General features: G+C 74.8%; 24 protein-coding genes. 17 read left to right on the top strand and 7 right to left on the bottom strand.

Going from position 1 to position 25,693, the window contains the following annotated elements; all coding sequences use genetic code 11:
* Positions 1-70: 70 nt before the first annotated feature.
* Positions 71-1,171: a hypothetical protein gene (locus tag ACTJIY_RS15050; protein WP_440674491.1), complete on the top strand. Its 1,101-nt coding sequence runs from the start codon at positions 71-73 to the stop codon at positions 1,169-1,171.
* 78 nt (positions 1,172-1,249) lie between these two features.
* Here ACTJIY_RS15050 and ACTJIY_RS15045 read toward each other — a convergent pair whose 3' ends face one another.
* A complete protein-coding gene (locus ACTJIY_RS15045) occupies positions 1,250-2,116 on the bottom strand; it encodes a DUF3097 domain-containing protein (protein WP_440674492.1) in 867 nt (288 codons plus the stop codon).
* Between the two features lie 155 nt (positions 2,117-2,271).
* On the opposite strand from ACTJIY_RS15045, the gene ACTJIY_RS15040 reads away from it, so the two are divergent.
* The 16 genes from ACTJIY_RS15040 (at position 2,272) to ACTJIY_RS14965 (ending at position 21,131) form a co-directional block, all read left to right on the top strand.
* Entirely contained in the window at positions 2,272-3,735 is a 1,464-nt protein-coding gene (locus ACTJIY_RS15040) for an MFS transporter (protein WP_440674493.1), read from the top strand.
* Between the two features lie 79 nt (positions 3,736-3,814).
* Complete coding sequence (gene hrcA, locus ACTJIY_RS15035; protein ID WP_439157287.1) at positions 3,815-4,831, top strand: heat-inducible transcriptional repressor HrcA; 1,017 nt, start codon at positions 3,815-3,817, stop codon at positions 4,829-4,831.
* A 133-nt stretch (positions 4,832-4,964) separates the two neighbouring features.
* A complete protein-coding gene (gene dnaJ / locus ACTJIY_RS15030; RefSeq protein ID WP_253050324.1) occupies positions 4,965-6,086 on the top strand; it encodes a molecular chaperone DnaJ in 1,122 nt (373 codons plus the stop codon).
* A 13-nt stretch (positions 6,087-6,099) separates the two neighbouring features.
* Positions 6,100-6,912, top strand: a complete 813-nt coding sequence (locus tag ACTJIY_RS15025) for a 16S rRNA (uracil(1498)-N(3))-methyltransferase (RefSeq protein WP_440674494.1) — start codon at positions 6,100-6,102, stop codon at positions 6,910-6,912.
* Complete coding sequence (locus ACTJIY_RS15020) at positions 6,909-7,271, top strand: HIT domain-containing protein (RefSeq protein WP_440674495.1); 363 nt, start codon at positions 6,909-6,911, stop codon at positions 7,269-7,271. Before ACTJIY_RS15025 ends, ACTJIY_RS15020 begins: the two co-directional genes overlap by 4 nt.
* 121 nt (positions 7,272-7,392) lie before the next feature.
* On the top strand, positions 7,393-8,490 hold the full coding sequence (locus ACTJIY_RS15015; protein ID WP_253050319.1) for a PhoH family protein: 1,098 nt from the start codon (positions 7,393-7,395) through the stop codon (positions 8,488-8,490).
* Positions 8,487-8,939: an rRNA maturation RNase YbeY gene (gene ybeY, locus ACTJIY_RS15010; protein ID WP_087469283.1), complete on the top strand. Its 453-nt coding sequence runs from the start codon at positions 8,487-8,489 to the stop codon at positions 8,937-8,939. Before ACTJIY_RS15015 ends, ybeY begins: the two co-directional genes overlap by 4 nt.
* A complete protein-coding gene (locus ACTJIY_RS15005) occupies positions 8,936-10,267 on the top strand; it encodes a hemolysin family protein (protein WP_440674496.1) in 1,332 nt (443 codons plus the stop codon). Before ybeY ends, ACTJIY_RS15005 begins: the two co-directional genes overlap by 4 nt.
* On the top strand, positions 10,264-11,214 hold the full coding sequence (gene era / locus ACTJIY_RS15000; RefSeq protein ID WP_043651768.1) for a GTPase Era: 951 nt from the start codon (positions 10,264-10,266) through the stop codon (positions 11,212-11,214). The genes ACTJIY_RS15005 and era overlap by 4 nt, the downstream gene beginning before the upstream one ends.
* A gap of 91 nt (positions 11,215-11,305) precedes the next feature.
* Positions 11,306-12,901 (top strand): alpha/beta hydrolase family protein, encoded by a 1,596-nt coding sequence (locus ACTJIY_RS14995; RefSeq protein WP_440674497.1) that lies wholly within the window; start codon positions 11,306-11,308, stop codon positions 12,899-12,901.
* A gap of 45 nt (positions 12,902-12,946) precedes the next feature.
* Positions 12,947-14,545 carry an outer membrane protein assembly factor BamB family protein gene (locus ACTJIY_RS14990; RefSeq protein ID WP_440674498.1) on the top strand — a complete coding sequence of 533 codons (1,599 nt, stop codon included), beginning with the start codon at positions 12,947-12,949 and terminating at the stop codon, positions 14,543-14,545.
* Between the two features lie 134 nt (positions 14,546-14,679).
* Positions 14,680-16,836, top strand: a complete 2,157-nt coding sequence (locus tag ACTJIY_RS14985) for a hypothetical protein (RefSeq protein ID WP_440674499.1) — start codon at positions 14,680-14,682, stop codon at positions 16,834-16,836.
* Positions 16,837-17,122: 286 nt separating this feature from the next.
* Positions 17,123-18,904 carry a 2-isopropylmalate synthase gene (gene leuA / locus ACTJIY_RS14980; protein ID WP_253050307.1) on the top strand — a complete coding sequence of 594 codons (1,782 nt, stop codon included), beginning with the start codon at positions 17,123-17,125 and terminating at the stop codon, positions 18,902-18,904.
* A 170-nt stretch (positions 18,905-19,074) separates the two neighbouring features.
* A complete protein-coding gene (gene recO, locus ACTJIY_RS14975) occupies positions 19,075-19,887 on the top strand; it encodes a DNA repair protein RecO (RefSeq protein WP_253050305.1) in 813 nt (270 codons plus the stop codon).
* On the top strand, positions 19,887-20,678 hold the full coding sequence (locus tag ACTJIY_RS14970) for an isoprenyl transferase (RefSeq protein ID WP_253050303.1): 792 nt from the start codon (positions 19,887-19,889) through the stop codon (positions 20,676-20,678). Before recO ends, ACTJIY_RS14970 begins: the two co-directional genes overlap by 1 nt.
* Positions 20,679-20,753: 75 nt before the next feature.
* Positions 20,754-21,131 (top strand): VOC family protein, encoded by a 378-nt coding sequence (locus ACTJIY_RS14965; protein WP_253050301.1) that lies wholly within the window; start codon positions 20,754-20,756, stop codon positions 21,129-21,131.
* Between the two features lie 23 nt (positions 21,132-21,154).
* Here ACTJIY_RS14965 and ACTJIY_RS14960 read toward each other — a convergent pair whose 3' ends face one another.
* From ACTJIY_RS14960 to ACTJIY_RS14935, 6 genes are read right to left on the bottom strand one after another with little or no spacing between them, the layout of a single operon-like run.
* On the bottom strand, positions 21,155-21,832 hold the full coding sequence (locus tag ACTJIY_RS14960; protein WP_440674500.1) for an alpha/beta fold hydrolase: 678 nt from the start codon (positions 21,830-21,832) through the stop codon (positions 21,155-21,157).
* Between the two features lie 30 nt (positions 21,833-21,862).
* A complete protein-coding gene (locus tag ACTJIY_RS14955; protein ID WP_253050297.1) occupies positions 21,863-22,462 on the bottom strand; it encodes a DedA family protein in 600 nt (199 codons plus the stop codon).
* Between the two features lie 3 nt (positions 22,463-22,465).
* Positions 22,466-22,855 (bottom strand): Fur family transcriptional regulator, encoded by a 390-nt coding sequence (locus tag ACTJIY_RS14950; protein WP_440674501.1) that lies wholly within the window; start codon positions 22,853-22,855, stop codon positions 22,466-22,468.
* Positions 22,852-23,820, bottom strand: coding sequence for a metal ABC transporter permease (locus tag ACTJIY_RS14945; protein ID WP_440674502.1), 969 nt, complete (start codon positions 23,818-23,820; stop codon positions 22,852-22,854). Before ACTJIY_RS14945 ends, ACTJIY_RS14950 begins: the two co-directional genes overlap by 4 nt.
* Positions 23,817-24,647: a metal ABC transporter ATP-binding protein gene (locus ACTJIY_RS14940; protein WP_440674503.1), complete on the bottom strand. Its 831-nt coding sequence runs from the start codon at positions 24,645-24,647 to the stop codon at positions 23,817-23,819. The genes ACTJIY_RS14945 and ACTJIY_RS14940 overlap by 4 nt, the downstream gene beginning before the upstream one ends.
* Positions 24,644-25,633 (bottom strand): metal ABC transporter substrate-binding protein, encoded by a 990-nt coding sequence (locus ACTJIY_RS14935; protein ID WP_440674504.1) that lies wholly within the window; start codon positions 25,631-25,633, stop codon positions 24,644-24,646. The genes ACTJIY_RS14940 and ACTJIY_RS14935 overlap by 4 nt, the downstream gene beginning before the upstream one ends.
* Between the last annotated feature and the right edge of the window lie 60 nt (positions 25,634-25,693).

Genomic DNA, 25,693 nt, shown 5'->3' with positions numbered 1-25,693 from the left:
CAGGATAGGACCGAGCACGTCGAGGACGCGTGCTGCCCGCAGCACGTGACGACGAGGAACGAGGTGCACGATGACGGACCCCACGAACCCGGGCGGTCAGCCGCCCCGCGACGCCGAGCCGACGCCGGCGGACGGCTCCGGCGCTCCGGAGCAGCCCATCCAGCCGCCGGCCGGTCCGAGCCCGGCGACGCCCGAGGGCGACGTCCCGCCCGCGTCGCCGTACGGCCCGGGCGGCGCGACGCCGCAGGACCCGTCCGCCCCGCCGTCGGGGCCGCCCGCGTACGGCGCGCCGCAGGACCCCGCCGCCCCGCCGTCGGGCCCGCCCGCCTACGGCGCGCCCGGGGCGTACGGCGCTCCCGCGGGCGCACCGGGCGACCCCGCGGCCCCGGGGCCGACCGCCCCGCCGCCGGGCGCGTACCCGCCCCCGTCCGGCGCCTACCCGCCGCCGCCCGGCTCGTACCCGGCCGCGGCCGGCGGCTACGGCGCCCAGCCCGGGTACACGGGGCCCGCCTTCGCGGTGGGCGAGGCGATCTCCTACGGCTGGCGCAAGGTCACCTCGAACCTCGGGCCGTGGATCCTCGTCGCGCTGATCTTCCTCGCGGTGAACGTGGCGTGGAGCTGGATCACGGGCGGGTTCGACCAGTTCCAGGACCAGTACGACTTCAGCGACACGAACTTCGCCGCCGTCAGCGGCATCACGTTCACGAGCATCCTGCTCGGGATCGTGGGCACGGTCATCGGCTACCTGATCACCGCGTTCTTCACGCGCGGCGCGCTCGACGAGGTGGACGGGCGCCGCCCGGACGTCGCGGCGTTCTTCCGCCTCGGCAACGTCGTCAACGTGCTGCTCGCGGCGCTGATCGTCGGCATCCTCACGGGCATCGGCTTCGTGCTGTGCATCCTGCCGGGCTTCGCGGTGCTGCTCTTCTCCGCGTTCGTCTACTACGTCGCGCTCGACCAGGGCGTCGACGCGATCACGGCGATCCGGACGAGCTTCTCGCTCGTCGCCAAGAACTTCGGCCAGGTGTTCCTGCTGCTGCTCGCGCTGTTCGGCATCAACATCCTCGGCGCGATCCCGTGCGGCCTCGGCCTGTTCGTCACGATCCCGCTGAGCTACGTGGCCGTGGGCTTCGCCTACCGTCGCCTCACCGGGGGCGTGCCGGCCGCCTGACGGCCGGTCGTCGTCGTTCACCACGCCCCGGTGCCGCCCGTCGGTGCCGGGGCGCGGCGCGTCCGGACCGGGGCGAGGTCAGGACGCCGTGACGAAGTCGATGAGCTCCTCGACGCGGCCGAGCAGGGACGGCTCGAGGTCCGCGTACGTGCGCACGGTGCCGAGGATGCGCTGCCACGCGCGGCCCACGTCCTCGGCGGTCTCCGCGGGCCAGCCGAGCTCGCGCAGGATGCCGCGCTTCCACTCGGTGCCCCGCTCGATCACGGGCCAGCGCTGCAGGCCGACGCGCGCGGGCTTCACGGCCTGCCACACGTCGACGTACGGGTGCCCGAGCACGAGCACCGTGCCCGCGGGGGAGCGGCGGACCGCGTCGTCGGCGATGCGGCGCTCCTTGCTCCCGGGCACCAGGTGGTCCACGAGCACGCCGACGCGGCGCTGCGGCGTCGGGCCGAAGTCGGCGAGCGCCGCCGCGAGGTCGTCGACGCCGTGCAGGGGCTCGACGACGACGCCCTCGACCCGGAGGTCGTCGCCCCACACCTTCTCGACGAGCTCGGCGTCGTGCTTGCCCTCGACCCAGATGCGGCTGCCGCGAGCCACGCGCGCCCGCTGCCCGACGACGGCGCGCGAGCCGGACGCGGTCCGCGTCGGCGCGGCGGGGGCGCGGGACGTGACCGGGGCGGTGAGCTCGACCGGCTCGCCGTCGACCCAGAACCCGGGCCCGAGCGGGAACGTCCGCGTCCGGCCGGCGCGGTCCTCGAGCACGACGACGTGCATCCCGCCCGACTTCTCGACCCGCACGACGGCGCCGACCCACCCGGTCTGCACCTCCTCGACGACGAGCCCCCGCTCGGCGGCCTGCGGTCGGGACACCGGCCGCGCACGATGATGAACGGGGGCGGGCGTGCCGCCGCCGAGGACGTCGGACCCATAACGATCGAAAGCCACGCCGTCACCCTAGGTCAGCGCCGGACACACCCCGGCGAGATCGGCCCGTGCGTCGCGACATCGACCTCCCGAGGGTCGATCTCGGACGCTCGGGTCGATCTCGGCACGCAGCGCCCGCCGCGCGCGGTCCCGGGGAGGGGTGGTACGACGGAGCGGTGAGCCCGCAGCGCGCCGAGCCGGACCCGAACCGCTGGCGCGTGCTGCCCGTCTGCCTCGCGGTCGGCTTCGTCACGACGCTCGACGTGTCGATCGTCAACGTCGCCCTCCCGTCGATCGAGTCGTCGCTCGACGCGGGGCCGACGCAGCTCCAGCTCGTCGTCGCGGGCTACACGCTCGCGTTCGGGCTCGCGCTCGTGCCCGCCGGCCGGCTCGGCGACGCCGGCGCCCGGCGTACCCTGTTCATCGCCGGGCTGGTCGGGTTCGCGCTCATGAGCCTCGCGTGCGGGCTCGCGCCGACGGACGGGTGGCTCGCCGTCGCGCGCCTGCTGCAGGGCGTGAGCGCTGGCGTCCTCAACCCGCAGGTCGTCGGGCTCATCCAGCAGCAGTTCTCCGGGTTCGAGCGTGGCCGCGCGTTCGGCATGTTCGGCGCGACGATCGGGGTCTCGACGGCGCTGGGCCCGCTGCTCGGCGGCCTCATCATCGCGGCGGCCGGCTCCGCGGACGGGTGGCGGTGGGTCTTCCTCGTCAACCTCCCCGTCGTCGCGGTCCTATTGCCCTTCGCGTGGCGCCTCGTGCCCGCGCCACCGCCCGACGCCGCGCGCTCCGCGCGGGGCCCGCGCCGCCTCGACCTCGTCGGGCTGGCGCTGCTCGGTGCGGCGACGCTCGGCGTCATGATGCCGTTCGTCACGACGACCGGTCGCGGCGACGACGCCTCGCGCTGGTGGTGGCTGGTCGTGGCCGCCGCGGCGGGGACCGCGGCCGTCGTCTGGGAGCGGCGGTACCAGCGGCGCACCGGCGAGGCGGTGCTCGACCCGCAGGTCGTCGGGCTCGGGTCGTTCCGCAACGGCGCGCTGCTCGGCCTCGCCTACTTCGCCGGCTTCACGGGCATCTTCCTCGTGGTCACGCTCTACCTCCAGGACGAGCTCGGCTACACGCCGCTCCAGGCGGGGCTCGTGGGGACGCCGTTCGCCGTCGCGTCCGGGGTGTCCGCGTGGTTCTCGGGGCGCTGGGTCGCGCGCTGGGGCCGGCAGCTCGTCGTCGGCGGGCTGACGCTCGTCCTCGTCGGGGTCGTCGTGGCCGACGCCGTCGTGCGCCTCCTCGGGGACGAGCCGGGCGCCGTGGGGCCGGCGCTCGCGGGAGCCCTGCTGGTCGCCGGGGCGGGCAGCGGGACGGTCATCGCGCCGAACCAGACCCTCACGCTGTCCGAGGTTCCCGTGAGCCGCGCGGGGGTCGCGGGGAGCATGCTGCAGCTCGGGCAGCGCATCGGGTCGGCGGTCGGCATCTCGATCGTGCTCTCCGTGTACTACGGGGGCCTCGCGGGAGGCGACACGGCGGCGCACGCGACGGGGAGGGCGCTGCTCGTGACGATCGCGCTCGTCGCGCTCGCGCTCGTCGTCGGGCTCGCGGACCTGCGTTCGCGGCGAGCGGAGGACCGCGGGACGGGCCGCGCGGACGCGTAGGATTGGCACTCGGAGGTCGAGAGTGCCGACGCCCGCGCGCCCGCCCGGGGCGGCGACGGTGCGGCACACGGAGGTGGACGTGAGCGAGGAGCGCCGGCTCGAGGTGCTGCGGGCGATCGTCGAGGACTACGTCCTCACGCGCGAGCCCGTGGGGTCGCGCGTGCTCACCGAGCGGCACGGCCTCGGCGTGTCGCCCGCGACGATCCGCAACGACATGGCGGCCCTCGAGGACGCCGGGTACATCGCGCAGCCGCACACGTCCGCGGGCCGCATCCCCACGGACAAGGGCTACCGTCTCTTCGTCGACCGGCTCTCGGGCGTCAAGCCGCTGTCCGCGCCGGAGAAGCGCGCCATCGAGACGTTCCTCTCCGAGGGCGTGGACCTCGACGACGTCATCGCGCGCGCCGGCCGGCTGCTGGCGCAGCTCACGGGCCAGGTCGCGGTCGTGCAGTACCCGTCGCTGAGCCGGTCCGGGCTGCGGCACCTCGAGCTCGTGCCGGTCGGGGACTCGCGCCTGCTCGTCGTGATCATCACCGACACCGGGCGCGTCGAGCAGCGCACGCTCGAGGTCGCGAGCGTGCCGGACGAGGGCACCCTCGTCGAGGTCCGTGCGCGGCTCAACGCCGCCGCGGCCGGCAAGCGCCTCACGGACCTCGCCACGGGCCTCGCCGCGGTGACGGAGAGCTTCCACCCCGACGACGCCCCGCTCGTGCGCGCGGTCGGCGACCTCGTCGCCCAGACGCTCGCCGAGGAGAGCGAGGAGCGCCTCGTGCTCGCGGGCACGGCGAACCTGGCCCGTGCGGGCATGCGGTTCGAGCACGCGCTGCGCCCGGTCCTCGAGGCGCTCGAGGAGCAGGTCGTCCTCCTGGGCCTCCTGACGGAGATGGCGGCCGAGTCCGGCGTGAGCGTGCGGATCGGGCACGAGACCCAGCTCGAGGGCCTCGTGGAGACCTCCGTCGTGACGACCGGTTACGGTAACGACGGCGACACGGTCGCCCTCGTCGGCTCGATCGGGCCGACCCGCATGGACTACCCCGGGACCATCGCGGCGGTGCGCGCCGTCGCGCGCTACCTGTCACGGGTGCTCGGCACGTGAGCCTCGCCGCGGCCTCCCCGCGCGCGGCAGGCATCCACGACGACCGACCTCGTGCCGGTCTCACGACCCGCACCAGACCCTTCACGACCGGCCCCCTGCCGGCCTCACGACCCGCACCAGCAGAGAGTGACGTGTGAGCGACTACTACGAGATCCTGGGCGTGGCGCGCGACGCCAGCCAGGACCAGATCAAGAAGGCGTACCGCAAGCTCGCGCGCGAGCTGCACCCCGACGTCGCGGGCGAGGAGGCGGGCGACCGCTTCAAGGACGTGGCGCGCGCGTACGAGGTGCTCTCCAACCCGGAGAAGCGTCAGCAGTACGACCTCGGCGTCGACCCGAGCGCCCCGGGCGGCGGCGCCGGCCCCATGGGCGGCGGGTTCGGCTTCCAGGACATCTTCGAGACGTTCTTCGGCGGCGGCCAGGCGCAGCAGGGGCCCATCCCGCGCGCCCGGCGCGGCCAGGACGCGCTCGTGCGGCTCGACATCGACCTGTCCGAGGCGACGTTCGGCGCGCAGCGCGAGCTCCAGGTCGACACGGCGGTCGTGTGCGGGACGTGCGGCGGCTCGTGCTGTCGCCCGGGCACCTCGCCCCGCACGTGCGACGTCTGCCACGGCCGCGGCACGGTCCAGCGCGTGGCGCGTTCCTTCCTCGGCCAGGTCATGACGAGCGCCCCGTGCGCCGCGTGCCAGGGCTTCGGCACCGTCATCCCCGAGCCGTGCGCGGAGTGCTCTGGCGAGGGCCGCGTGCGCAGCCGCCGCAGCATCACGGTGAACGTCCCCGCGGGCGTCGACACGGGCACGCGCATCAAGCTCACCGCGCAGGGCGAGGTCGGTCCGGCCGGCGGCCCCGCGGGCGACCTGTACGTCGAGATCCGCGAGCGCAACCACGACACGTTCGTGCGCCGCGGCGACGACCTGCACTGCACGCTCCAGGTGCCCATGACCGCGGCCGCGCTCGGCACCGTCCTCGAGCTCGAGACGCTCGACGGCGCGCAGGAGATCGACCTGCGCCCGGGCACGCAGCCGGGCCAGATCGTCACGCTCAAGAACCTCGGCGTGGGGCACCTGCACGGCAGCGGCCGCGGCGACCTCAACGTCCACATCGAGGTCCAGGTGCCGCGCGAGCTCACCGAGGAGCAGGAGCAGCTCCTGCGCTCGCTCGCCGCGATGCGTGGCGAGGAGCGGCCCGAGCCGCGCCTGTCGGCCGCGCACCCCGGCGTGTTCTCGCGCCTGCGCGACAAGCTCTCCGGGCGCTGAGGGGAGCGGTCGCGTGAGTGCTCCGGTGTTCCTCGCCGAGACCGGGCTCGACGCCGTCGCGCCCGGCGACCGCTACGTCCTCGACGGCGCCGAGGGCCGCCACGCGGGCGTCGTCCAGCGCCGCGGGGCGGGGGAGCGGGTCGACGTCGTGGACGGCGACGGCCTGCGCCTGCGCTGCGTCGTCGAGCACGCCGACGCGGGCCGCGTGACCCTGCTCGTCCAGGAGGTCGACCGCGAGCCCGCGCCCGCCGTCGTCGTGACGCTCGTGCAGGCCCTGGCCAAGGGCGACCGCGACGAGATGGCGATCGAGGCGGCGACCGAGATCGGGGTCGACGTCGTAGTGCCCTGGCAGGCGGAGCGCTCCGTCGTCGTGTGGCGCGGCGAGCGCGCCGCGAAGTCCCGTGCGCGCTGGCTCGCGACGGTCCGCACGGCGACCAAGCAGGCGCGGCGCGCGCGCCTGCCGCAGGTCGAGGTGGCCGTCGACTCGCGCGGCCTCGCGGCGCGCGTGACCGACGTCGTCGCGGCCGGCGGCCGGGCGATCGTGCTGCACGAGGAGGCCGTGACGCCGCTCGCCGACGTCGCGCTGCCCGACGGCGCGACCCGTCCCGGCGGCGCGGCGCCCGAGGTGCTGGTCGTCGTCGGCCCCGAGGGCGGGATCTCCGACCGCGAGGTCGCCGACCTCACGGCGGCCGGCGCGGTCGCGGCCCGGCTGGGCCCGCACGTGCTGCGCACGTCGACGGCCGGTCCCGTCGCCGTCGCCCTCCTCGCCGAGCGGCTCGGCCGCTGGGGCGTGGCGGCCGGGCCTGCACTAGCCTCGGGGTCATGACCAGCACCGACGTACGCACGGACCCGGACTGCCTCTTCTGCCGCATCGTCGCGGGCGAGCTGCCCGCCGACGTCGTCGCGACGAGCGACCGCTCGATCGCCTTCCGGGACATCGATCCCCAGGCCCCGGTGCACGTGCTCGTCGTGCCGCGCGACCACCACGGCGACATCGCGCAGCTCGCGGCGGCCGACCCGGCGCTGCTCGCCGACGTCGTCGCGCTCGCCGACGAGGTCGCGGGCGACCAGGCCGACGGCCAGTTCCGCCTCATCTTCAACTCCGGCCCGCGCGCCGGGCAGAGCGTGTTCCACGTGCACGGGCACGTCATCGCCGGCGCGGAGCTCGGCTGGACGCCCGCCTGAGCCCTGCGCGAAAGGACGTGTGGCGCCCCGGCGCGCTCGGTACGATGGAGGCGATCTGCGGGGCCGTGGCGGCCCCGGCCCCACCGTCCGACCGAAGGAGCGCAGCGGCGCAAGCCGGCTCATGACCTCTCTGTCCCGAGAACCCGACCCTCAGCCGCACCGGGTCGAGCACCGCATCGTCATCCCGACCCACGTGCCGATGGTCGCGCTCCTCGGCAGCCGCGACTCCGTGCTCCGGGCCGTCGAGGAGGGATTCCCCTCGGTCGACGTGCACGTGCGCGGCAACGAGATCGCGGTCTCCGGTCCTCCGGGGGACGTCGCGCTCGCCTCCCGCCTGCTCGACGAGCTCGTCGAGGTCGTGGAGGCCGGCACGCAGCTCACGGCGGACGTCGTGTCGCGCTCCATCTCGATGCTCACGGCCGCGACGGCGTCGCGGCCGGCCGAGGTGCTGACGCTCAACATCCTGTCGAGCCGCGGTCGCACGATCCGGCCCAAGACGGTCGGGCAGAAGCGCTACGTCGAGGCGATCGACGCGAGCACCATCACGTTCGGCATCGGGCCCGCGGGCACGGGCAAGACGTACCTCGCGATGGCCAAGGCCGTGCAGGCGCTCCAGTCCAAGCAGGTCAACCGGATCATCCTCACGCGCCCGGCGGTCGAGGCGGGGGAGCGGCTCGGGTTCCTGCCCGGCTCGCTCACGGAGAAGATCGACCCGTACCTGCGCCCGCTGTACGACGCGCTGCACGACATGATCGACCCCGACTCGATCCCCAAGCTCATCGAGGCGGGCACGATCGAGGTCGCGCCGCTGGCGTTCATGAGGGGTCGCTCGTTGAACGATTCCTTCATCATTCTCGACGAGGCGCAGAACACGACGACCGAGCAGATGAAGATGTTCCTCACGCGCCTCGGGTTCGGGTCGCGCATGGTCATCACGGGCGACGCGACGCAGGTGGACCTGCCCGGCGGCACCCAGTCCGGGCTGCGCGTGATCGAGGACGTCCTCACGGGCGTGGACGACGTCGAGTTCTGCCGCCTCACGTCGTCGGACGTGGTGCGCCACCGGCTCGTGAGCGAGATCATCGACGCGTACGCGCGGTGGGACCTCGCGTCCGGCACCGGGGCGCGACAGGGGACGGGCGGCGCACCGCGCCGCCGGGACGACGAGCGCCGCGGACGCCCCGCGGGCAGGGACCGACGGACGAGGGACGACGCGTGAGCATCGAGGTCAACAACGAGACCGAGGCCGAGGTCGACGAGGCCGAGTTCGCGGCGCTCGCGCGCTACGTGCTCGACGCGATGCGCGTGCACCCGCAGAGCGAGCTGTCGATCCTCTTCGTCGACACCGACGTCATGACCGAGCTGCACGTGCGCTGGATGGACGAGCCGGGGCCGACGGACGTGCTCTCGTTCCCCATGGACGAGCTGCGTCCCGGCCGGGACGGCGAGGTGTCCGGCCCCGGCCAGCTCGGCGACGTCGTGCTGTGCCCGGAGGTCGCCGCGCAGCAGGCGGTGACCGCGGGGCACTCGACCGCGGAGGAGATGCTGCTGCTCACGACGCACGGCATCCTGCACCTGCTCGGCTACGACCACGCCGAGCCGGAGGAGGAGAAGGAGATGTTCGCGCTGCAGCGCAAGCTGCTCCTGACCTTCCTCGCGGGCCGGTGAGCGGCGAACCCGTCGCGCTCCTGGCGGTCCTGACCGTCCTGACGGTCGTGCTCGCCGCGGCGCTGAGCGCCGGCGAGGCGGCGGTGCTGCGCGTGACGCGCGCGGCGGTGAGCGAGGCCGCGCTCGGCGACGACCTGACGACCCCGCCGCGGCCGTCCGGGCGTCGCGCGCTGGCGCTGCTCGCGGACCCGGCCGCGACGGCCCGTTCCGTCGGGTTCGTGCGCGTCGTCGCCGAGGTCGCCGCGATCACGTGCCTCACGCTGCTCGTCGCGGCGTGGCTGGAGCCGTGGTTGCAGGTCCTGCTCGTCGCGCTGGCGGTGAGCGTCGTCGTCGGCCTCCTCGTCGTGCGGGTCAGCCCGCGGTCGCTGGGCCGCCGGCACGCCGTCCGCGTCCTGCTCGCGCTCTCGGGGCTCCTCACGGGGATCGTCGCCGCGACCCGCTGGCTCACGCGCCTCGCGCCCGCCCCCGACTCGGGGGCGCACGAGCGCGAGCTCCAGGACATGGTGGACCGCGTGAACGAGTCCGACGTCATCGAGGAGGAGGAGCGCGAGCTCATCCGCTCCGTCTTCGAGCTGGGCAGCACCCTCACGCGCGAGGTCATGGTCCCGCGGACGGACATGGTCACGACCTCGCGGGACACGCCGCTGCGCAAGGCGCTGTCGCTGTTCCTGCGCTCGGGCTTCTCCCGCATCCCCGTGACCGGGACGTCCGCGGACGACCTCGTGGGCGTCGCCTACTTCAAGGACGTCGTGCGGGTGCTGCAGGGCGGCCCGGGGGCGGACGCCCGGCCGGTCGACGACGTCGCGCGCGCCGCGATCTTCGTGCCCGAGTCCAAGCCCGTCGACGATCTCCTGCGCGAGATGCAGGCGTCGTCGTCGCACATCGCCATGGTCGTCGACGAGTACGGCGGCATCGCCGGGCTCGTGACGATCGAGGACGCGCTCGAGGAGATCGTCGGCGAGCTGACCGACGAGCACGACCGCCCCGAGCCCGAGGTCGAGGACATCGGCGAGGGCGTGCTGCGCGTGCCCGCGCGGGTCGGCGTGGACGAGCTCGGCGAGCTCTTCGGGCTCGACCTGGACGACGACGACGTGGACACCGTCGGCGGCCTGCTCGCCAAGGCCCTCGGCAAGGTCCCGCTGCCCGGCTCCGTCGCCGACGTGCACGGCCTGCGGATCGAGGCCGACCGGGTCGAGGGCCGGCGCAAGCAGCTCGCGACCGTCCTCGTGTCCCACGCCGCGGCCCCGACGCCGCCCGCGGCACCCCACGAGCCGGAGACCCCGGCCGACACCCGACCCTCCCTCCCGACCGTGAAGGACACCCCGTGAGCACGACCACCCCCGAGCACCGCTCCGGATTCGCCTGCCTGGTCGGGCGGCCCAACGCGGGCAAGTCGACCCTGACGAACGCGCTGGTCGGCCAGAAGGTCGCCATCACGTCCGGGCGGCCGCAGACGACCCGCCACACGATCCGCGGGATCGTGCACCGCCCCGACGCGCAGCTCGTCCTCGTCGACACCCCGGGCCTGCACCGGCCCCGCACGCTGCTCGGCGAACGCCTCAACGACCTCGTGCGCGAGACGCTGACGGAGGTCGACGTCATCGCGTTCTGCCTGCCCGCGGACCAGAAGATCGGGCCGGGCGACCGGTTCATCGCGAACGAGCTCGCCGAGCTGATGCGCGGGCGCCGCGGCACGCCCGTGGTCGCCGTCGTGACGAAGGCCGACCTCGTGGACCGCGGCACGCTCGCCGCGCACCTGCTCGCCGTGGACCGGCTGGGGGAGACCGCGGGCGGCTGGGCGGACATCGTGCCGGTCTCGGCGCAGGACGGCTACCAGGTGGACGTCCTCACCGACGTCCTGGTCTCGCACCTCCCCGAGGGGCCGGAGCTCTACCCGGGCGGCGAGCTCACCGACGAGCCCGAGGCGGTGATGGTCGCGGAGCTCGTGCGCGAGGCCGCGCTCGAGGGCGTGCGCGACGAGCTGCCGCACTCGCTCGCCGTCCAGGTCGAGGAGATCGTGCCCCGCGAGGGCAGCGGGGACGAGGCCACCGGCCGCCCGCCGCTGCTCGACGTGCGGGTCAACCTCTTCGTCGAGCGCGACTCGCAGAAGGCGATCGTCATCGGCCGGGGCGGCTCGCGGCTGCGCGAGGTCGGGACCCGCGCGCGGCACGGCATCGAGGCGCTGCTCGGCGCGCGCGTCTACCTCGACCTGCACGTGAAGGTCGCCAAGGACTGGCAGCGCGACCCCAAGCAGCTCCACCGGCTCGGGTTCTGAGGCGGGCCGCGCCCGGACGGGGGAGAGCCCCCGTCCGCGCGTCGGGGCCGCACCAGGGACCGGCGTCGTGGGTGCGACGTACGATTCCCCGGTGATCTTCCGGACCGCCGCGACCACCGCCGCGCTCGCGATCGTCCTCGCGATCGTCGGCGCGGTCACGGGACCGCAGTGGGACCCGGTGCCCGTGACCGAGCACCTGGAGCCCACGACGCCCGACACGACGATCGGGGGCCAGCCTCCCGGCGGCGCCGACCCCGTCGGCACGTACGACGTGCGCGAGACGGACGTGACGATCCGGCTCGACGGCGCGACGGTCGGGGGCATCCTGCGCGAGCCCGTCGACGCGGGCGACGACCTTCCGGGCGTGGTGTTCGTGCACGGCGCGGGCACGGGCCTGGCGACGGAGGCCTTCGTGGACGTCGCGGCCGACCTCGCGAGCGCCGGTGTCGTCACCCTCGTGCCGGACAAGCGCCTCGACACGTACACGACGCGTCACCGCGACTACGAGGCGATGGCGCGCGACTACGAGCGCTCCGTGGACCTGCTCCGGGCGCGACCCGGGGTCGACCCGGACCAGGTCGGGCTGTACGGGGAGTCGGAGGGCACGTGGATCGTGCCCGTGATGGCCGTCGAGGACCCGACGATCGCGTTCTCCGTGCTCGTGTCCGCCCCGGTCGTTCCGCCGCGCCAGCAGGCCGCGTTCGCGGTCGACAGCTACCTGCGCAACACGGACGTCCCGCACGGGGTGTTCCGGGCGATCCCGCGGGCGGTCGGCATGGCGATCCCCGGGGGCGGCTTCGAGTACGCCGACTTCGACGTCGAGCCGTTCCTCGAGCGGCTCACCCAGCCCGTCCTCGTGGTCTACGGCACCGCGGACCCGTCGATGCCGGTCGAGCAGGGGGCGCGGCAGATCCTCGACGCGACGGGGCCGTCGTCGGCGTCGGGCGGCGCCGACGTGACCGTGCGGTTCTACGAGGACGCGAACCACGGGATCAAGATCGACGACGTGCTCGTCCCCGACTTCCCGCGCGACCTCGGCGCCTGGATCACGTCCCTCCCCGACAGCGCGACCGCGCAGCCCCAGGTCGCCGGGGCCGAGCCGAACCAGCAGTACCTCGCCGGTCCCGTCCCCACCCCGCGGTGGCTCGGCAACGGCGACCTCCTCGTCGGGCTCGTGCTCGGCGCGGTGGGTCTCCTCGTGCTCGGGCCGCTCGTCGGGCTCGCCGGAGGGTTCGTGCGCCGCCTGCGCCGCGTCGCCGGGCGCCCGAGCGCGCCCGCCGGTCTCGCGCCCGGCTTCCGCGCGCCGCTCGCCGGGCTCGGCGTGGGCGCCCTCGGGACGACGGTGGCCCTCGTGGTCTACCTCGTCGCCGTCGCCCGGCTCGCCCTCGACTACGAGAAGGACGCCTGGGTCGTGCAGGGCGGGTGGATCGGGGTGCGGCTCGTCGGGCTCGCGACGCTCGTCGCCGCGGCCCTCCTGATCAACCGCTCCGCCGAGGTCCGGACGGCCCGGCGCGCCGCGGCGGACCTCGCCGACGCGGCCGGCACCGGCGTCGAGGAGGGCCGGGCCGGGGCGCTGCGGGTCGCGCGGGGCCTGACGACGCGCGTCATGCTGTGGTGCGTCGTCGCGGGTGCGGCGATCCTCCTCGTGATCCTCGCGTACTGGGGCGTGTACCAGCTCGGCATCTGACCGCCCGCCCGGGCGCGGGCGCCTCCGCGTGCGTATCGTGGACAGGTGAGGCGCCGTCGGCTCGCGCAGGACCGGGCGGCTCGTGCCGGGCACGTCACCCACGAGCCGACGACGGACGGTGCCAGCGCGTCGGCGGGTGCCGTCAGCTTCGAGCTCCTGCCCCCCGAGCTGCGCACGGACGACCGCTTCGACGCCGTGTTCGACGGCGAGCCGGAGGCTGCGAGCGACGGCGACCGGTCGGGGCGCACGGCCCCGGGCACCCTCGGCGACGGGCGCCGTGGCCCGCACGCCCGGAGCGCCGGGACCGCCTCGCGACCCGCGACGGCCGCGGCGGGATCCGCCCGGACCGCGCGCGAGCGCGGACGGTCCCGGCGCAGCGACGGCACGGACGCACCGCGGCGCGCCTGGTACGCGCACCCCGTCCCGTGGGTCGCCGTCGCGGTCGCCGCCGCGTTCGCGGGCTCGGTCGCCTTCACCGCCTCGATGGAGGACGCGCGGCCCGTCGACGTCACCGCGCTCGCGGGCGGGCTGCGCCCCCTCGACGCACCGCCCGAGCCGCGGTGGTCCGTGCCGGTCGCGCCGGGCTCCGAGGTCGTCCCGGCAGTGGGCGCCGTCGTCACGGTCGACGGCGCGCTCACGGCGCACTCGGTCGAGGACGGCTCGGTCCTCTGGCGGTCCGAGCGGCTCGGCGACCGGGCCACGTGCCTGCCGGCCCAGGGCGAGCCGGCCCGGGAGGTGGTGGTGTGCGCCGTGCCGTCGGGGTGGCGCGAGCAGGTCGCCCGGCTGGTCACCGTCCGGTCCGCGACGGGCGAGGTCGTCGGCGACCGGACCGTCGAGACCGCGGGCCGCCTGTCGGTCGTGCCCGTCGGCGCCGGCGACGTCGTGCGCGCGTGGTGGCGGGGTGGCGAGGTCGCGCTCGTGCGCGAGGACGCGGCGACCGGAGAGGTCCGCTGGGACCGGTCGCTCCCGCACGACGGGCTCGGGCGCGGGGGCGACGTCGTGCTCGACGTCCGCCGCGGGGTGGTCGACGTCCTGGCGCCGGGCGTCGCCGCGGCGCTCACGGAGGACGGCCGCTCGCTCGTCGAGGACGACGTGTGGACGATCGTGCGGCTCCAGGACGGCCGCTACGTCGGGAACGAGTACGGGCGCGGCACGGCGACCGTCTTCACGGCCGCGGGCGAGCCGGACTTCCGGATCAAGGGTCGCGTCCTCGAGGCACCCCTCTCGGACGGTTCCGCGCCCGGCGTGATCGTCACCAACACGTTCGGGAGCATCGTGGGGGTCGACGCGGCGACCGGCTCGGAGCTCTGGTCCCTCCCGGGCACCGGCCTGCGTGCCGTCGCGCGCGTCGACGGGCGCGTCGTCGTCCAGACGGACTCGGCGTACCGCAGCGTCGACGCGCGCACTGGGGAGGAGGCCTGGGCCGTGACCGTCGACGACAGCGGGCCCTGGCCGGTGCTCACGGACGGACGGTCGCTCTTCGTGACCGAGCGCGGCCGCGAGGGTCAGGGGCTCGTGTCGCTCGCGCTCGACGACGGGGCCGTCGAGTGGCGCTGGGCCCTGCCCGAGAACACGTACCACGTGGTCGCGGTCGAGGGCCGCCTCTTCCTGCTCGGCGCGGACCGGCTGACGGCCGTGTCCTGAGCCGTCCCGTCGTATCGGGGGTCCGCGCCGCGTGGGCGCTTGAAGACGCACGTGATGAACCGGTAGAAACGGTCGGGGCCCGTCGGGCCGGCGTGCGTGCGTACGGCACGGCGCGACAGCGTAGGGAGTGCACGATGACCAACCAGACAGAGCCGGCCGAGGACCCGCAGCCGCGCGCTGCGGGCACCGGGCCGACCACGGCGCCCGACGGCGTCGCGGTGGGTGACGGGGACTCCTCGGCCGAGCGCGCACCGGGTGGGGCGCCTGCGGAGCCGGGCGCGGGGGACGACGGCGGACAGGGCGGCGTCGAGGAGGCCGAGGCTCCCGCGGGGCCGGCCGCCACGGCCACCGCACCAGGTCCGGTCTCGCCCTTCGCCGGGATGCCCGTGAGCGACTACGTGCGTGACGGCGTCGCGGCCCTTCTGCTCCTCGTGTCCCTCGCACTGCCGTGGGACGCCGCGAGCCGCGCGTCCGACAAGATCGAGGTCGTCCTGCTGACGATCCTCTCCCTGCTCACCCTCGCGCTGCCGTACCTCGCCCGCACCGGGGTGCTGCCCGCGACGTGGACCGTGCACACGACGCGGAAGGTCCGTCTGCTCGCCAACGCCCCGTACGTCCTCCTCGTCGGCGTCTACCTCGTCGTCGACGTCGTCGGGGGCGGGGACTTCGGCGACGGCTGGGGCGGCGTCGGCTCCGCGGCCGCACTCGGGCTCGCGGGCGCGATCCTCGCGGCGCAGCCGCGCGAGAGCGAGCTCGGACCGCAGGACCAGGACCGCGCGGTCACGAACCGCTGGCTCCAGGCGCTCCTCGCGGGGGCCGCGGTCCTGGCGGTGACCGTCCTGCTCACGATCATCCTGACCGTCACGGGGACCCGCCTCGGCGGCGCGCTCCTCGTCCTGTTCGTGCTCGTCTCCGCGCTCTTCGTCCTCGCGCTCGTCGGCCTGCCGACGTACGGCACGTGGCGCCGGTCCGAGGCGGCGCGCCTCACGCTCGTCGGGCTGGGGGTCATCCTCGCGGTGGCGTTCGTGCTGGGCTCGGGCAACAACGGGCTCGTCACGATCGAGAGCACGCACCGCGGCCGGTTCGGGCTCGTGCTCGTCCCGGCGCTCGCCGCGATCGCCGCGGCGCCTGCGGTGCACCGCGCGATGACGGTGGCCGACCCCGTGAAGACCTGGGTGCGCGTCGCCGTGAACGCCCTCGACCTCGCGCTCGTCGTCGCCGGGTACGTCGCCGTGAGCGCCGTGCTCACGCTGGCCGAGGGCGCTCGCGGCGTGCCGGTCGTGCTCGCCGTCGTGGTGGGCGTGCTCGCGGCGGCCGTCGCGTTCGTCGCGCGCCGCTCGCTCGCCCGCGACGCGACGACCGGCCGGCCGCTCGCCCTCGGTGGCGCCGGTGTCGTCGCGCTGCTGGGCATCGTCCTGCTCGTCGTGACGTCCAACCGGGTCGTGCTCGGCGGTGGCGTCGAGCACGTGCTCCTCGCGTTCGGGCTCCCGCTGCTCGTCGTCGGTGCCCTGACGGTCCCGCGCGAGGTGCGCGCGTACTTCGCCGAGCACCGTCCGGTCCCGGCCGCTGCCGCCGGGGCGGCGGCGCAGGCGTACGTCTGGCAGCCGCCCGCGCCCAAGCCGGTCCGGCAGGCGCCCGTCGCGCCGTCCGGACCCGCGGCGGCGCCGCCGCCGGCCGGTTCCTACCCCGGGGCGCCGCACGGTGGTGCGGCGTACCCGGTGGCTGCGCAGACCGGTCCGGTCGCCGCGCAGCAGCCGGACCAGGGCCGCTGGGCGCCTGCAGGCGGCGACGCCACCGAGGTCCTCCCGGTCCAGCAGGTCGAGCCCGAGCGCAGCGGGTACGCGGCACGCCCGGGGCTCGACCCCGACCAGGGCCCCGCGACCGCCGTCATGCCGGCGTACCAGGAGGGGCAGCCGGGCACCGGCCCGCAGCCGACCGCGCAGCCCGGCGCCGGGTCGCCCGCGCAGGGCCACCAGGGGTACGGCCAGCAGGGATACCCCCAGCCGGGCTACCAGCAGCAGCCGCAGCAGGGCTACGGCGGTGGCTACGGGCAGCAGCCCACGGCGCAGCCGCAGCAGTCGTACTCCCCGCCCGCCCAGGTCCCGGGCTTCACGGCCGCCCAGGCGCTCGACCCGAGCACGCCGCTCGAGGTCCTCGCGCAGATCGTCCAGGACGCGCCGCACCTGCGTCCCCAGGTGGCGGCGAACCCGTCCACGTACCCGGCGCTGCTGGAGTGGCTCGGCAACCTCGGCGACCCCGCCGTCGACGCCGCGCTGCGCTCGCGCCGCTGACCGAGCGACGACGCCCGGTCGCCCTCCCTCGGAGGCGGCCGGGCGTCGTCGTGCCACCCGGCGAGAGGGACGGGCGGGGCCGAGCCCCGGACCTCCGCGGCCCGCGCGTGCGACGTGCCCGAGGAACGGACGTCCGCGGGGCACGGACCGCGGAGGAGTACAGTGGCGTCGTGCACCTGATGCGGCAGCTCCTCCTTCGTTGCCGCGGCGAGGCTCTCTAGCCGGTCCCTCGTCGCGGTGGTCGGTGTGCCGGCTGACACCCATCAGACGACCCGAAGGACCCACGATGAACGCCTCAGCCCCCTCCTCGACGCCGACCGCCACGGACGCGAACCCGCAGCAGCCGTCGGGCATGCCGATCCACAAGTACCTGCCGTTCCACCGGCAGATCGACGTGTCGGTGCCCGACCGCACGTGGCCCGACAAGCGCATCGAGACCGCCCCCCGCTGGTGCGCGGTGGACCTGCGCGACGGCAACCAGGCCCTCATCGAGCCCATGAACGCGGAGCGCAAGCTGCGCATGTTCGAGCTGCTCGTCGAGATGGGCTACAAGGAGATCGAGGTCGGCTTCCCGTCTGCCTCGCAGACCGACTTCGACTTCGTCCGGATGCTCATCGAGGAGGACCGCATCCCCGACGACGTCGTCATCCAGGTCCTGACGCAGTCGCGCGAGCACCTCATCGCCCGCACCTACGAGGCGATCAAGGGCGCGAAGCAGGCGATCGTCCACCTGTACAACTCGACGTCTGTGCTCCAGCGCGAGGTCGTGTTCCGCTCCGACCCCGAGGGCATCATCGCGATCGCCGTCGACGGCGCGCGGCTGTGCAAGAAGTTCGAGGAGACGGTCCCCGAGACCACGGTCTACTACGAGTACTCGCCCGAGTCGTACACGGGGACCGAGCTCGAGTTCGCCGCCCGCATCTGCAACGAGGTGCTCGACGTCTTCGAGCCCCGCCCGGACCGCAAGGTCATCATCAACCTGCCCGCGACGGTCGAGATGGCGACGCCCAACGTCTACGCCGACTCGATCGAGTGGATGAACCGGCACCTGAACCACCGCGAGAACGTCGTCCTGTCGCTGCACCCGCACAACGACCGCGGCACCGCGGTCGCCGCGGCCGAGCTGGGCTACCAGGCGGGCGCCGACCGCATCGAGGGCTGCCTGTTCGGCAACGGCGAGCGCACCGGCAACGTGTGCCTCGTGACGCTGGGGATGAACCTGTTCAGCCAGGGCATCGACCCGCAGATCGACTTCTCCGACATCGACCACGTGCGCCGCACCGTCGAGTACTGCAACCAGCTCGGCGTGCCCGAGCGCCACCCCTACGCCGGCGACCTCGTCTTCACGGCGTTCTCCGGCTCGCACCAGGACGCCATCAAGAAGGGCTTCGACGCGATGGCCGCCCACGCGGAGGCCGAGGGCAGGACGGTCGACGACCTCGTCTGGGCCGTCCCGTACCTGCCGATCGACCCCAAGGACGTCGGCCGCTCCTACGAGGCCGTCATCCGCGTCAACTCGCAGTCCGGCAAGGGCGGCATCTCCTACCTGCTGAGGTCGGAGCGCCACCTCGACCTGCCGCGGCGCCTGCAGATCGAGTTCAGCCAGGCGGTGCAGCACCACACCGACCAGCAGGGCACCGAGGTCACGGGCGACGACATCTGGCGGATCTTCTCCGACGAGTACCTGCCCGTCGAGCCCGACTCCGGCCTGGAGCCGTGGGGTCGGCTCAAGCTGCGCTCCACGCGCGCGTCGTCGAGCGAGGACGGTCCGGACACCCTGAGCGTCGACGTGCTCGACCGCGGCGAGGAGCTGACGCTCGAAGGCACGGGCAACGGCCCGGTCGCGGCGTTCGTCGACGCGATCGCGCAGGTGGGCGTCGACGTCCGCGTGCTCGACTACGCCGAGCACGCCCTGTCCGAGGGCGGCGACGCGCTCGCCGCCGCCTACGTCGAGTGCCAGGTGGGCGACGACGTCCTGTGGGGCGTCGGGATCGATCCGTCGATCACGACCGCCTCGCTCAAGGCCATCGTGTCCGCGGTGAACCGCGCGGAGCGCACCGCCTCCTGAGACGCAACGCAGCCCCCGCCCGACCCGTCGGGCGGGGGCTGCGTCGTGCTGACGAAAAGCGAGAAGTCGCCCCCGCCGGCAGCCTGGGAGGGGCACCTTCTCGCATCTCACGACCGGGGGCCCGGTGTGGGTCGGCACGGGGCGTGGGTGGGATGGCGGACAATAGGGGCGTGGTGCTGTACCGAGACGACGCGATCGTGCTGCGCGCCCAGAAGCTGGGCGAGGCGGACCGCATCGTCACCCTCCTGACGCGCGAGCACGGGAAGGTGCGCGCCGTCGGCAAGGGCGTGCGTCGCACGTCGTCCCGGTTCGGGGCGCGGCTGGAGCCGTTCATGGTCGTCGACGTCCAGCTCTACGCGGGGCGGTCCCTGGACACGGTGACGCAGGCGGAGACGATCGGCCCGTACGCGCGGCGGATCTGCGAGGACTACGGTCTGTACACGGCGGGCGCCGTGATGCTCGAGACCGCGGAGCGGCTCGTCGCCGACGAGAGAGAACCCGCCGTGCAGCAGTACTGGCTGCTCGCGGGGGCGCTCCGGGCGCTGTCCGAGCAGACGCACGCCCCCGGCCTGGTGCTGGACTCCTACCTCCTGCGCGCGCTCGCCGTCGCCGGCTGGGCGCCGTCGTTCGAGGACTGCGCACGGTGCGGCGAGCCGGGCCCCCACCACGCGTTCGCCGTCGCGCAGGGGGGCGCGGTGTGCTCGCGCTGTCGTCCGCCCGGGTCGACGGCACCCGCCCCCCAGACCTTCGCCCTCCTCGCCGCGCTGCTCGCGGGGGAGTGGGAGACTGCCGACGCCTCGGACGCGCGGCACCGCAAGGAAGCGAGCGGCCTCGTGGCCGCCTACAGCCAATACCACCTGGAGAGAACGTTGCGATCACTGCGCATGGTCGAGCGGGACGCGCCCGCCGCCCCGTCTGCCGCCTCGCCCGCGGGGCCGGTCGGCGTCGTCGCCGACCGCCGGGGTGCGGGGGCGGACGCCTGATGGCGAAGCGGACCTACGCGGCGCCGTTCCCGCACCCGAGCGGTGCGCGGCCCCCGGCGATCCCGGCGCAGTTCGTGCCGAACCACGTGGCCGTCGTCATGGACGGCAACGGCCGCTGGGCCAACGCGCGCGGGCTGCCCCGCACCGCGGGCCACGAGGCCGGCGAGGCGGCGCTGCTCGACGTCGTCGCGGGGGCGATCGAGATCGGCGTCAAGCACGTGTCGGCGTACGCGTTCTCGACGGAGAACTGGAAGCGCTCGCCCGACGAGGTGCGGTTCCTCATGGGCTTCAACCGCGACGTCATCCGGCGACGTCGTGACGAGATGGACTCGTGGGGAGTCCGCGTGCGCTGGGCAGGGCGTCGTCCTCGCCTCTGGGCGTCGGTGATCAAGGAGCTCGAGGTCGCGGAGGAGCAGACGAAGGAGAACGACGTCTGCACCCTGACGATGTGCGTCAACTACGGCGGGCGCGCGGAGATCGCCGACGCCGCGGCCGCCATCGCGCGCGAGGTCGCCGCGGGGCGGCTCGACCCCGGCAAGGTCACCGAGCGGACGATCCAGCAGCACCTCGACGAGCCCGACCTGCCGGACGTCGACCTCTTCCTGCGCAGCTCGGGCGAGCAGCGCACGTCCAACTTCATGATCTGGCAGGCCGCCTACGCGGAGCTCGTGTTCCTCCCCGAGCCGTGGCCCGACGTCGACCGCCGGTCGCTGTGGCGCGCGGTCGAGGAGTACGCGCGGCGCGACCGTCGCTACGGCGGTGCGGTGGACGCGGTGGGCGGCACGGTCTGACGTCGTACGCTCGCCGTGCGGGGCGCGCCGGTCGTCGTCGGGACGCCGTGGGCGCCGGCCGGTAGCGTGCGCGGCATGGCTCTGAGCATCGGCATGGTGACCGTCGACTCCACCGACCCGCGACCGCTCGCGCACTGGTGGGCGCGCCAGCTCGGCGGGCGGGTCGTCGACGAGTCGGACGGATGGTTCCTCGAGGTCGTGCCCGCCGAGGGGGTGACCGCACCCGTCCTCGGCTTCCAGCGCGTCGAGGACCCGACCCCCGGCAAGAACCGCCTGCACCTCGACCTCGGCGCGTCCGACCGCGAGGCGGACGTCGCCGCGCTCGTGGCGGACGGCGCGACGTTCGTCGCGGAGCACACGGTCCCGGGCTACCGCTGGGCCGTGCTCGCGGACCCGCAGGGCAACCAGTTCTGCGTCGGCGCGGCCGACGGCTCCGCGACGACGGTCGGCTGAGGCGCCGGGGGACGTCCGGTCCGTCAGCCCGCGAGCACGTCGAGCCGGGCGGCGAGCTCGACCGGTCGGCTGAGCGCCACGAGGTGCCCGCCGGGCAGCGTCTCGACGTCGGCGCCCAGGCGCTCGCGCGCGACGGCGCGCTGGAAGGCCACGGGGAAGAGGCGGTCGTCGTCACCCTGGAGCACGACCGTGGGCGCTGTCGGCCAGGCGCGGGCCGGCCAGGGCTCGGCGAACGAGCGTTCGGACGGCTGCCGGTCGCTGCGCTGCACGGCGGCCGCGACCGCCTCGGGCACGTCGTGGAGGAAGTCGTCCACGGGGTCGAACGGCCCGAGGCCCGTCGCGGCACGGCGCGCTGCGTGGTCCGTCGCGCGCCACCAGTCGGCGCCCGACTCGCCCGGCAGCGGGATCATCGGGTTGAGCAGCACGAGCAGGCGGACCGGATCGCGCTCGCACACGAGCGGGCCCACGTACGCGCCCATGGACTGGGCCACGACGACGAGGTCGTCCCGCTCGGCGGGTCCGGCCGCGCGGTGCAGGGTCGCGACGGCGACGTCGGTGAGGTCGGCCCAGCCGTAGGCCTCGTCGTGCTGGGGCAGGTCGACGGGGACCGGGAGGTGACCGAGCCGGGCGAGCTCGGGCGCGAGCAGGTCCCAGTACGCGGGGTCGCCGCCGGCGCCGGGCAGCAGGAGGAACGTGGTCATGCCCGTTCGGACGGTCGGGCGCGCGTCATCTCATCGGTCGAGGCGCGGCGCGTCCTGCGTGTCCTGGACGCGGGGGTCGAGGACGAGACCGTCTCCCTCGAGGGCGGCGATCGCACCCGCCGGAGCGACGGTCTCCCGGGCGGCGCGGCGTCGAACCATGACGACCACCCCCACGGCCACGCCGACGACCAGCAGGACCAGGGCCGCGACGCCCCACGGCGACCCGGTCGCCGCGGCGAAGGCGGCCGTCCACACGGCCCAGCCGACGGTCGCGTAGATGGTCGCGTGGACCGCGCACCCGAGCGTCATCGCGGCGAGGTAGCGCCCGAACGGCATCCGGACGACCCCCGCGGCGGCGTTCACGACGGTCTTGGTCCCGGTCGCGAGGAAGGACACGGGGACGGCGAGGACGCCCCAGCGGCGGACGGTCTCGATCCCGCGCGCGGCAGAGCGTCCGGACAGCCAGGCGTGGACGCGCGCGACCCACGGCTTCACGGGCCGCGTGCGGTCGAGCGTCCACGTCGTGACCAGCCGCGCGATCCAGTACGTCGCCTGCGTCCGCACGAACGCGATCGCGAAGAAGAACGCGAAGAGCGCGGCGAACGGGGCGCCGTCCAGCGCGTCGGGCACGGCTCAGTCCCGCGCGGAGGCGCGTGCGCACCCCGCGCACGTGCCGAACAGCTCGATCGTGTGCTGGATGTCGACGAACCCGTGCGACGTGCCCACCTGGTTGGCCCACGTCTCGACGGTCGGGCCGTCGATCTCGACCGTGCGGCCGCACGTGCGGCACACGAGGTGGTGGTGGTGCTCGCGGCGCTCGCACCGGCGGTAGAGGTTCTCGCCCTCCTCGGTGCGCAGCACGTCGACGTCGCCGCCGCCCGCGAGGCTCTGGAGCGTGCGGTAGACGGTCGCGAGCCCCACGTTGTCCCCGCGGGTGCGCAGGATCTCGTGGAGCTGCTGGGCGCTGCGGAAGTCGTCGAGGTCCTCGAGCGCGTCCGAGACGGCGGCGCGCTGCCGGGTCATGCGCTGCACGTGTCACCTCCGGGTGTGCGGTTCGACGCCCCCGAGGGTACGAGGTCGAGCTCGACGTCGTCGGGGATGTCCGGGTGCGGGTCGCGCGCCACGCGCGGGCGTCGGCGGACCCACAGCGACCGCAGGACGGCGACGAGCAGGTAGGTCGCGATCGCGAGGACCACGATGGTCGCACCCGGCGAGACGTTGTTCCAGTAGGTGAAGGACAGCCCCACGACGCACACGACCACGCCGACGACCGACGCGACGAGCATCGTCCGGCGGAACGAGCGCGTGACGAGCTGCGCGACCGCGACGGGCACGATCATCAGCGCGCTCACGAGCAGCAGCCCGACGACCCGCATCGACACCGTCACGGTGAGCGCGGCGACGACGGCGACGGCGATGTTGAGCGTGCGCACGGGCAGGCCCGACGCGCGCGCGAACTCCTCGTCGTGGCTCACGGAGAACAGCGCGGCGCGCAACCCGACCCCGACGAGCAGGATCACCGCGCTGAGCACGACGGTGAGGACGAGGTCCGACGACGTGACGGTCGAGATGGAGCCGAAGAGGTACTGCATGAGGCTCCCGGACGAGCCGCCCGCGAGGCCGATGAGCAGGACGCCGCCCGCGATGCCGCCGTAGAAGAGCAGCGCGAGCGCGAGGTCGCCGCTCGTGCGGCCGCGCTCGCGCACGACCTCGATGGCGACCGCACCGAGCACGGCGGCGACCACCGCGCCGGGGATCGCGAGCGCGTCGTTCGGGACGACGCCCATCGCGGCCCCGACGAGCCACCCGAGCGCGACGCCGGTGAGGGCGACGTGCCCGATGCCGTCGCCGAGGAGCGAGAGCTTGCGCTGCACGAGGTACGTGCCCACCACGGGCGCGCTGACGCCGACCAGGAGCGCGGCGAGGAGGGCGCGCTGCATGAGCGGGTCGGTGAGCATGAGGGAGATCTCGGAGAACAGCGTGGTCATGAGGCCGTCCTGGGTGCGTGACCCGCGGCGAGGTCGGGGTTCAGGGTGTCGGTGAGGCCCGTCTCCGGACCGGCCGTGCGGTTGTCGGTGTCCGCGGGCTCGTGCGGGTGGAGGTGCTGGTGCGTGGCGCCCGCGTGGGTCGACGACGCGCGGGGCGGGGCGCCGTCGTGCACGACGCGGCCGTGCCGCAGCACGACGGCGCGCTCGATGAGCGGGGCGAGCGCGCCGAGCTCGTGGAGGACGACGAGCACCGTGAGCCCGTCGCCGACGAGCCGCGTCATGGTCGCGGCGAACGCCTCCTGGCTGGGCTTGTCCACGCCGGCGACGGGCTCGTCGAGGACGAGGAGGTCGGGCCGGCGGACCAGGGCGCGCGCGATGAGCACGCGCTGCTGCTGGCCGCCCGACAGCTCGGCGGTGGAGTCGTCCGCGCGGTCGGCGAGCCCGACGAGGTCGAGCGCCTCGACCGTGCGCGCACGCCAGCCGCGGGGGAGCCGGAGCCGGCCGCCGCCGAGGAGCCCGGAGGCGACGACCTCGGACGCCGTGGACGGCATGCCCGACGGCGCGGCGACGCGCTGCGGCACGTAGCCCAGACGTTGCCAGGGCAGGCGAGGACCGAGCGGTGCGCCGAACAGGTCGACGGAGCCGCGGGACAGCGGGACGATCCCGACGAGCGCCCGCACGAGCGTCGACTTGCCCGAGCCGTTGGCACCGAGGACCGCGACGACCTCGCCGGCGCCGACGGTCAGGTCGATCCCGCGCAGGATCTCGCTCCCGCTGAGGGTCACGTGGACGTCGCGCGCGGCGACGAGCTCCGCCGCGCCCGTCATGAGCAGGCGAGGCCGGAGGTGAGCGCCTCGAGGTTGGACTCCATGACCTCACGGTAGTCCGTCGCACCCTCCGCGAGGCTCTCGATCGGGTCGAGGAGGGCGGTCTGCACGCCGAGGTCGTCGGCGAGCGTCTGGGTCACCTTGGGGCTCACGAGCGTCTCGAAGAAGATCGTGGTCACGCCGTTCTCGCGGACGATCTCGCCGACCTCGCGCAGGCGCGCGGGCGACGGCTCGGCCTCGGGGTCGATGCCCGAGACGCCCACCTGGTGCAGGTCGTAGCGCTCCGCCAGGTAGCCGAACGCCTCGTGCGACGTCACGAGCGTCGCCCCCGAGCACGGCGCGAGCGACTCGGCGAGCTCGGTGTCGAGGTCGTCGAGGTCGGCGGTGAGGGCGGCGGCTCCGGCGGCGTAGTCGTCCGCGTGGTCGGGGTCGATCGCGGAGAGCTCGTCGGCGACGGCGTCGCCGACCGCGGCGAGGCGCGTCGGGTCGAGCCAGAAGTGCGGGTCGGTCGCGCCGTGGTCGTGGCCGTCGCCGGACTCGTCCGCGTGCTCGGCGTGCTCCTCCGCGCTCTCGTCGGCGTGCTCGCCCTCGCCGCCGGGGTGCTCCTCGAGCCCGGCGGACTCGGCGGCGTCCACGACGTGCTCCGGGGCGCGCTGCTCGATGCCCTCGTCGACGGCGGGCTGGAAGCCGGAGAGGTAGACGACGAGGTCGGCGTCGCCGATCGCACGCACCTGGGCGGGCGCGAGCTCGAGGTCGTGCGGCTCGGCCGCGGGCGGGGTGAGGTTGGAGACGTCGACGTGCTCGCCGCCGACCTGCTCGACGACGTACTGGAGCGGGTAGAACGACGCGAGCACCTGGAGGCGCCCGTCGTCGCTGCCGCCGGCGCCGGGGGAGTCGCCGGGGGAGCACGCCGCGACGAGCGCGGCCGTGGCGAGGGCGGCGGTGGTGGCGAGGGCGCGACGGCGCCGAGCGGGGGAGCGGTGCATGACCACCAGTGTCCGCCTTCTTGAGAATGAATGTCAAAACCGATCCCGGTGAGGCCGGTC

Source organism: Cellulosimicrobium sp. 22598 (assembly GCF_052044445.1).
Classification (GTDB): domain Bacteria; phylum Actinomycetota; class Actinomycetes; order Actinomycetales; family Cellulomonadaceae; genus Cellulosimicrobium; species Cellulosimicrobium cellulans_G.
The sequence above is the reverse complement of the archived record's forward strand: the minus strand, read 5'-3'. Positions and strand labels throughout refer to the sequence as shown.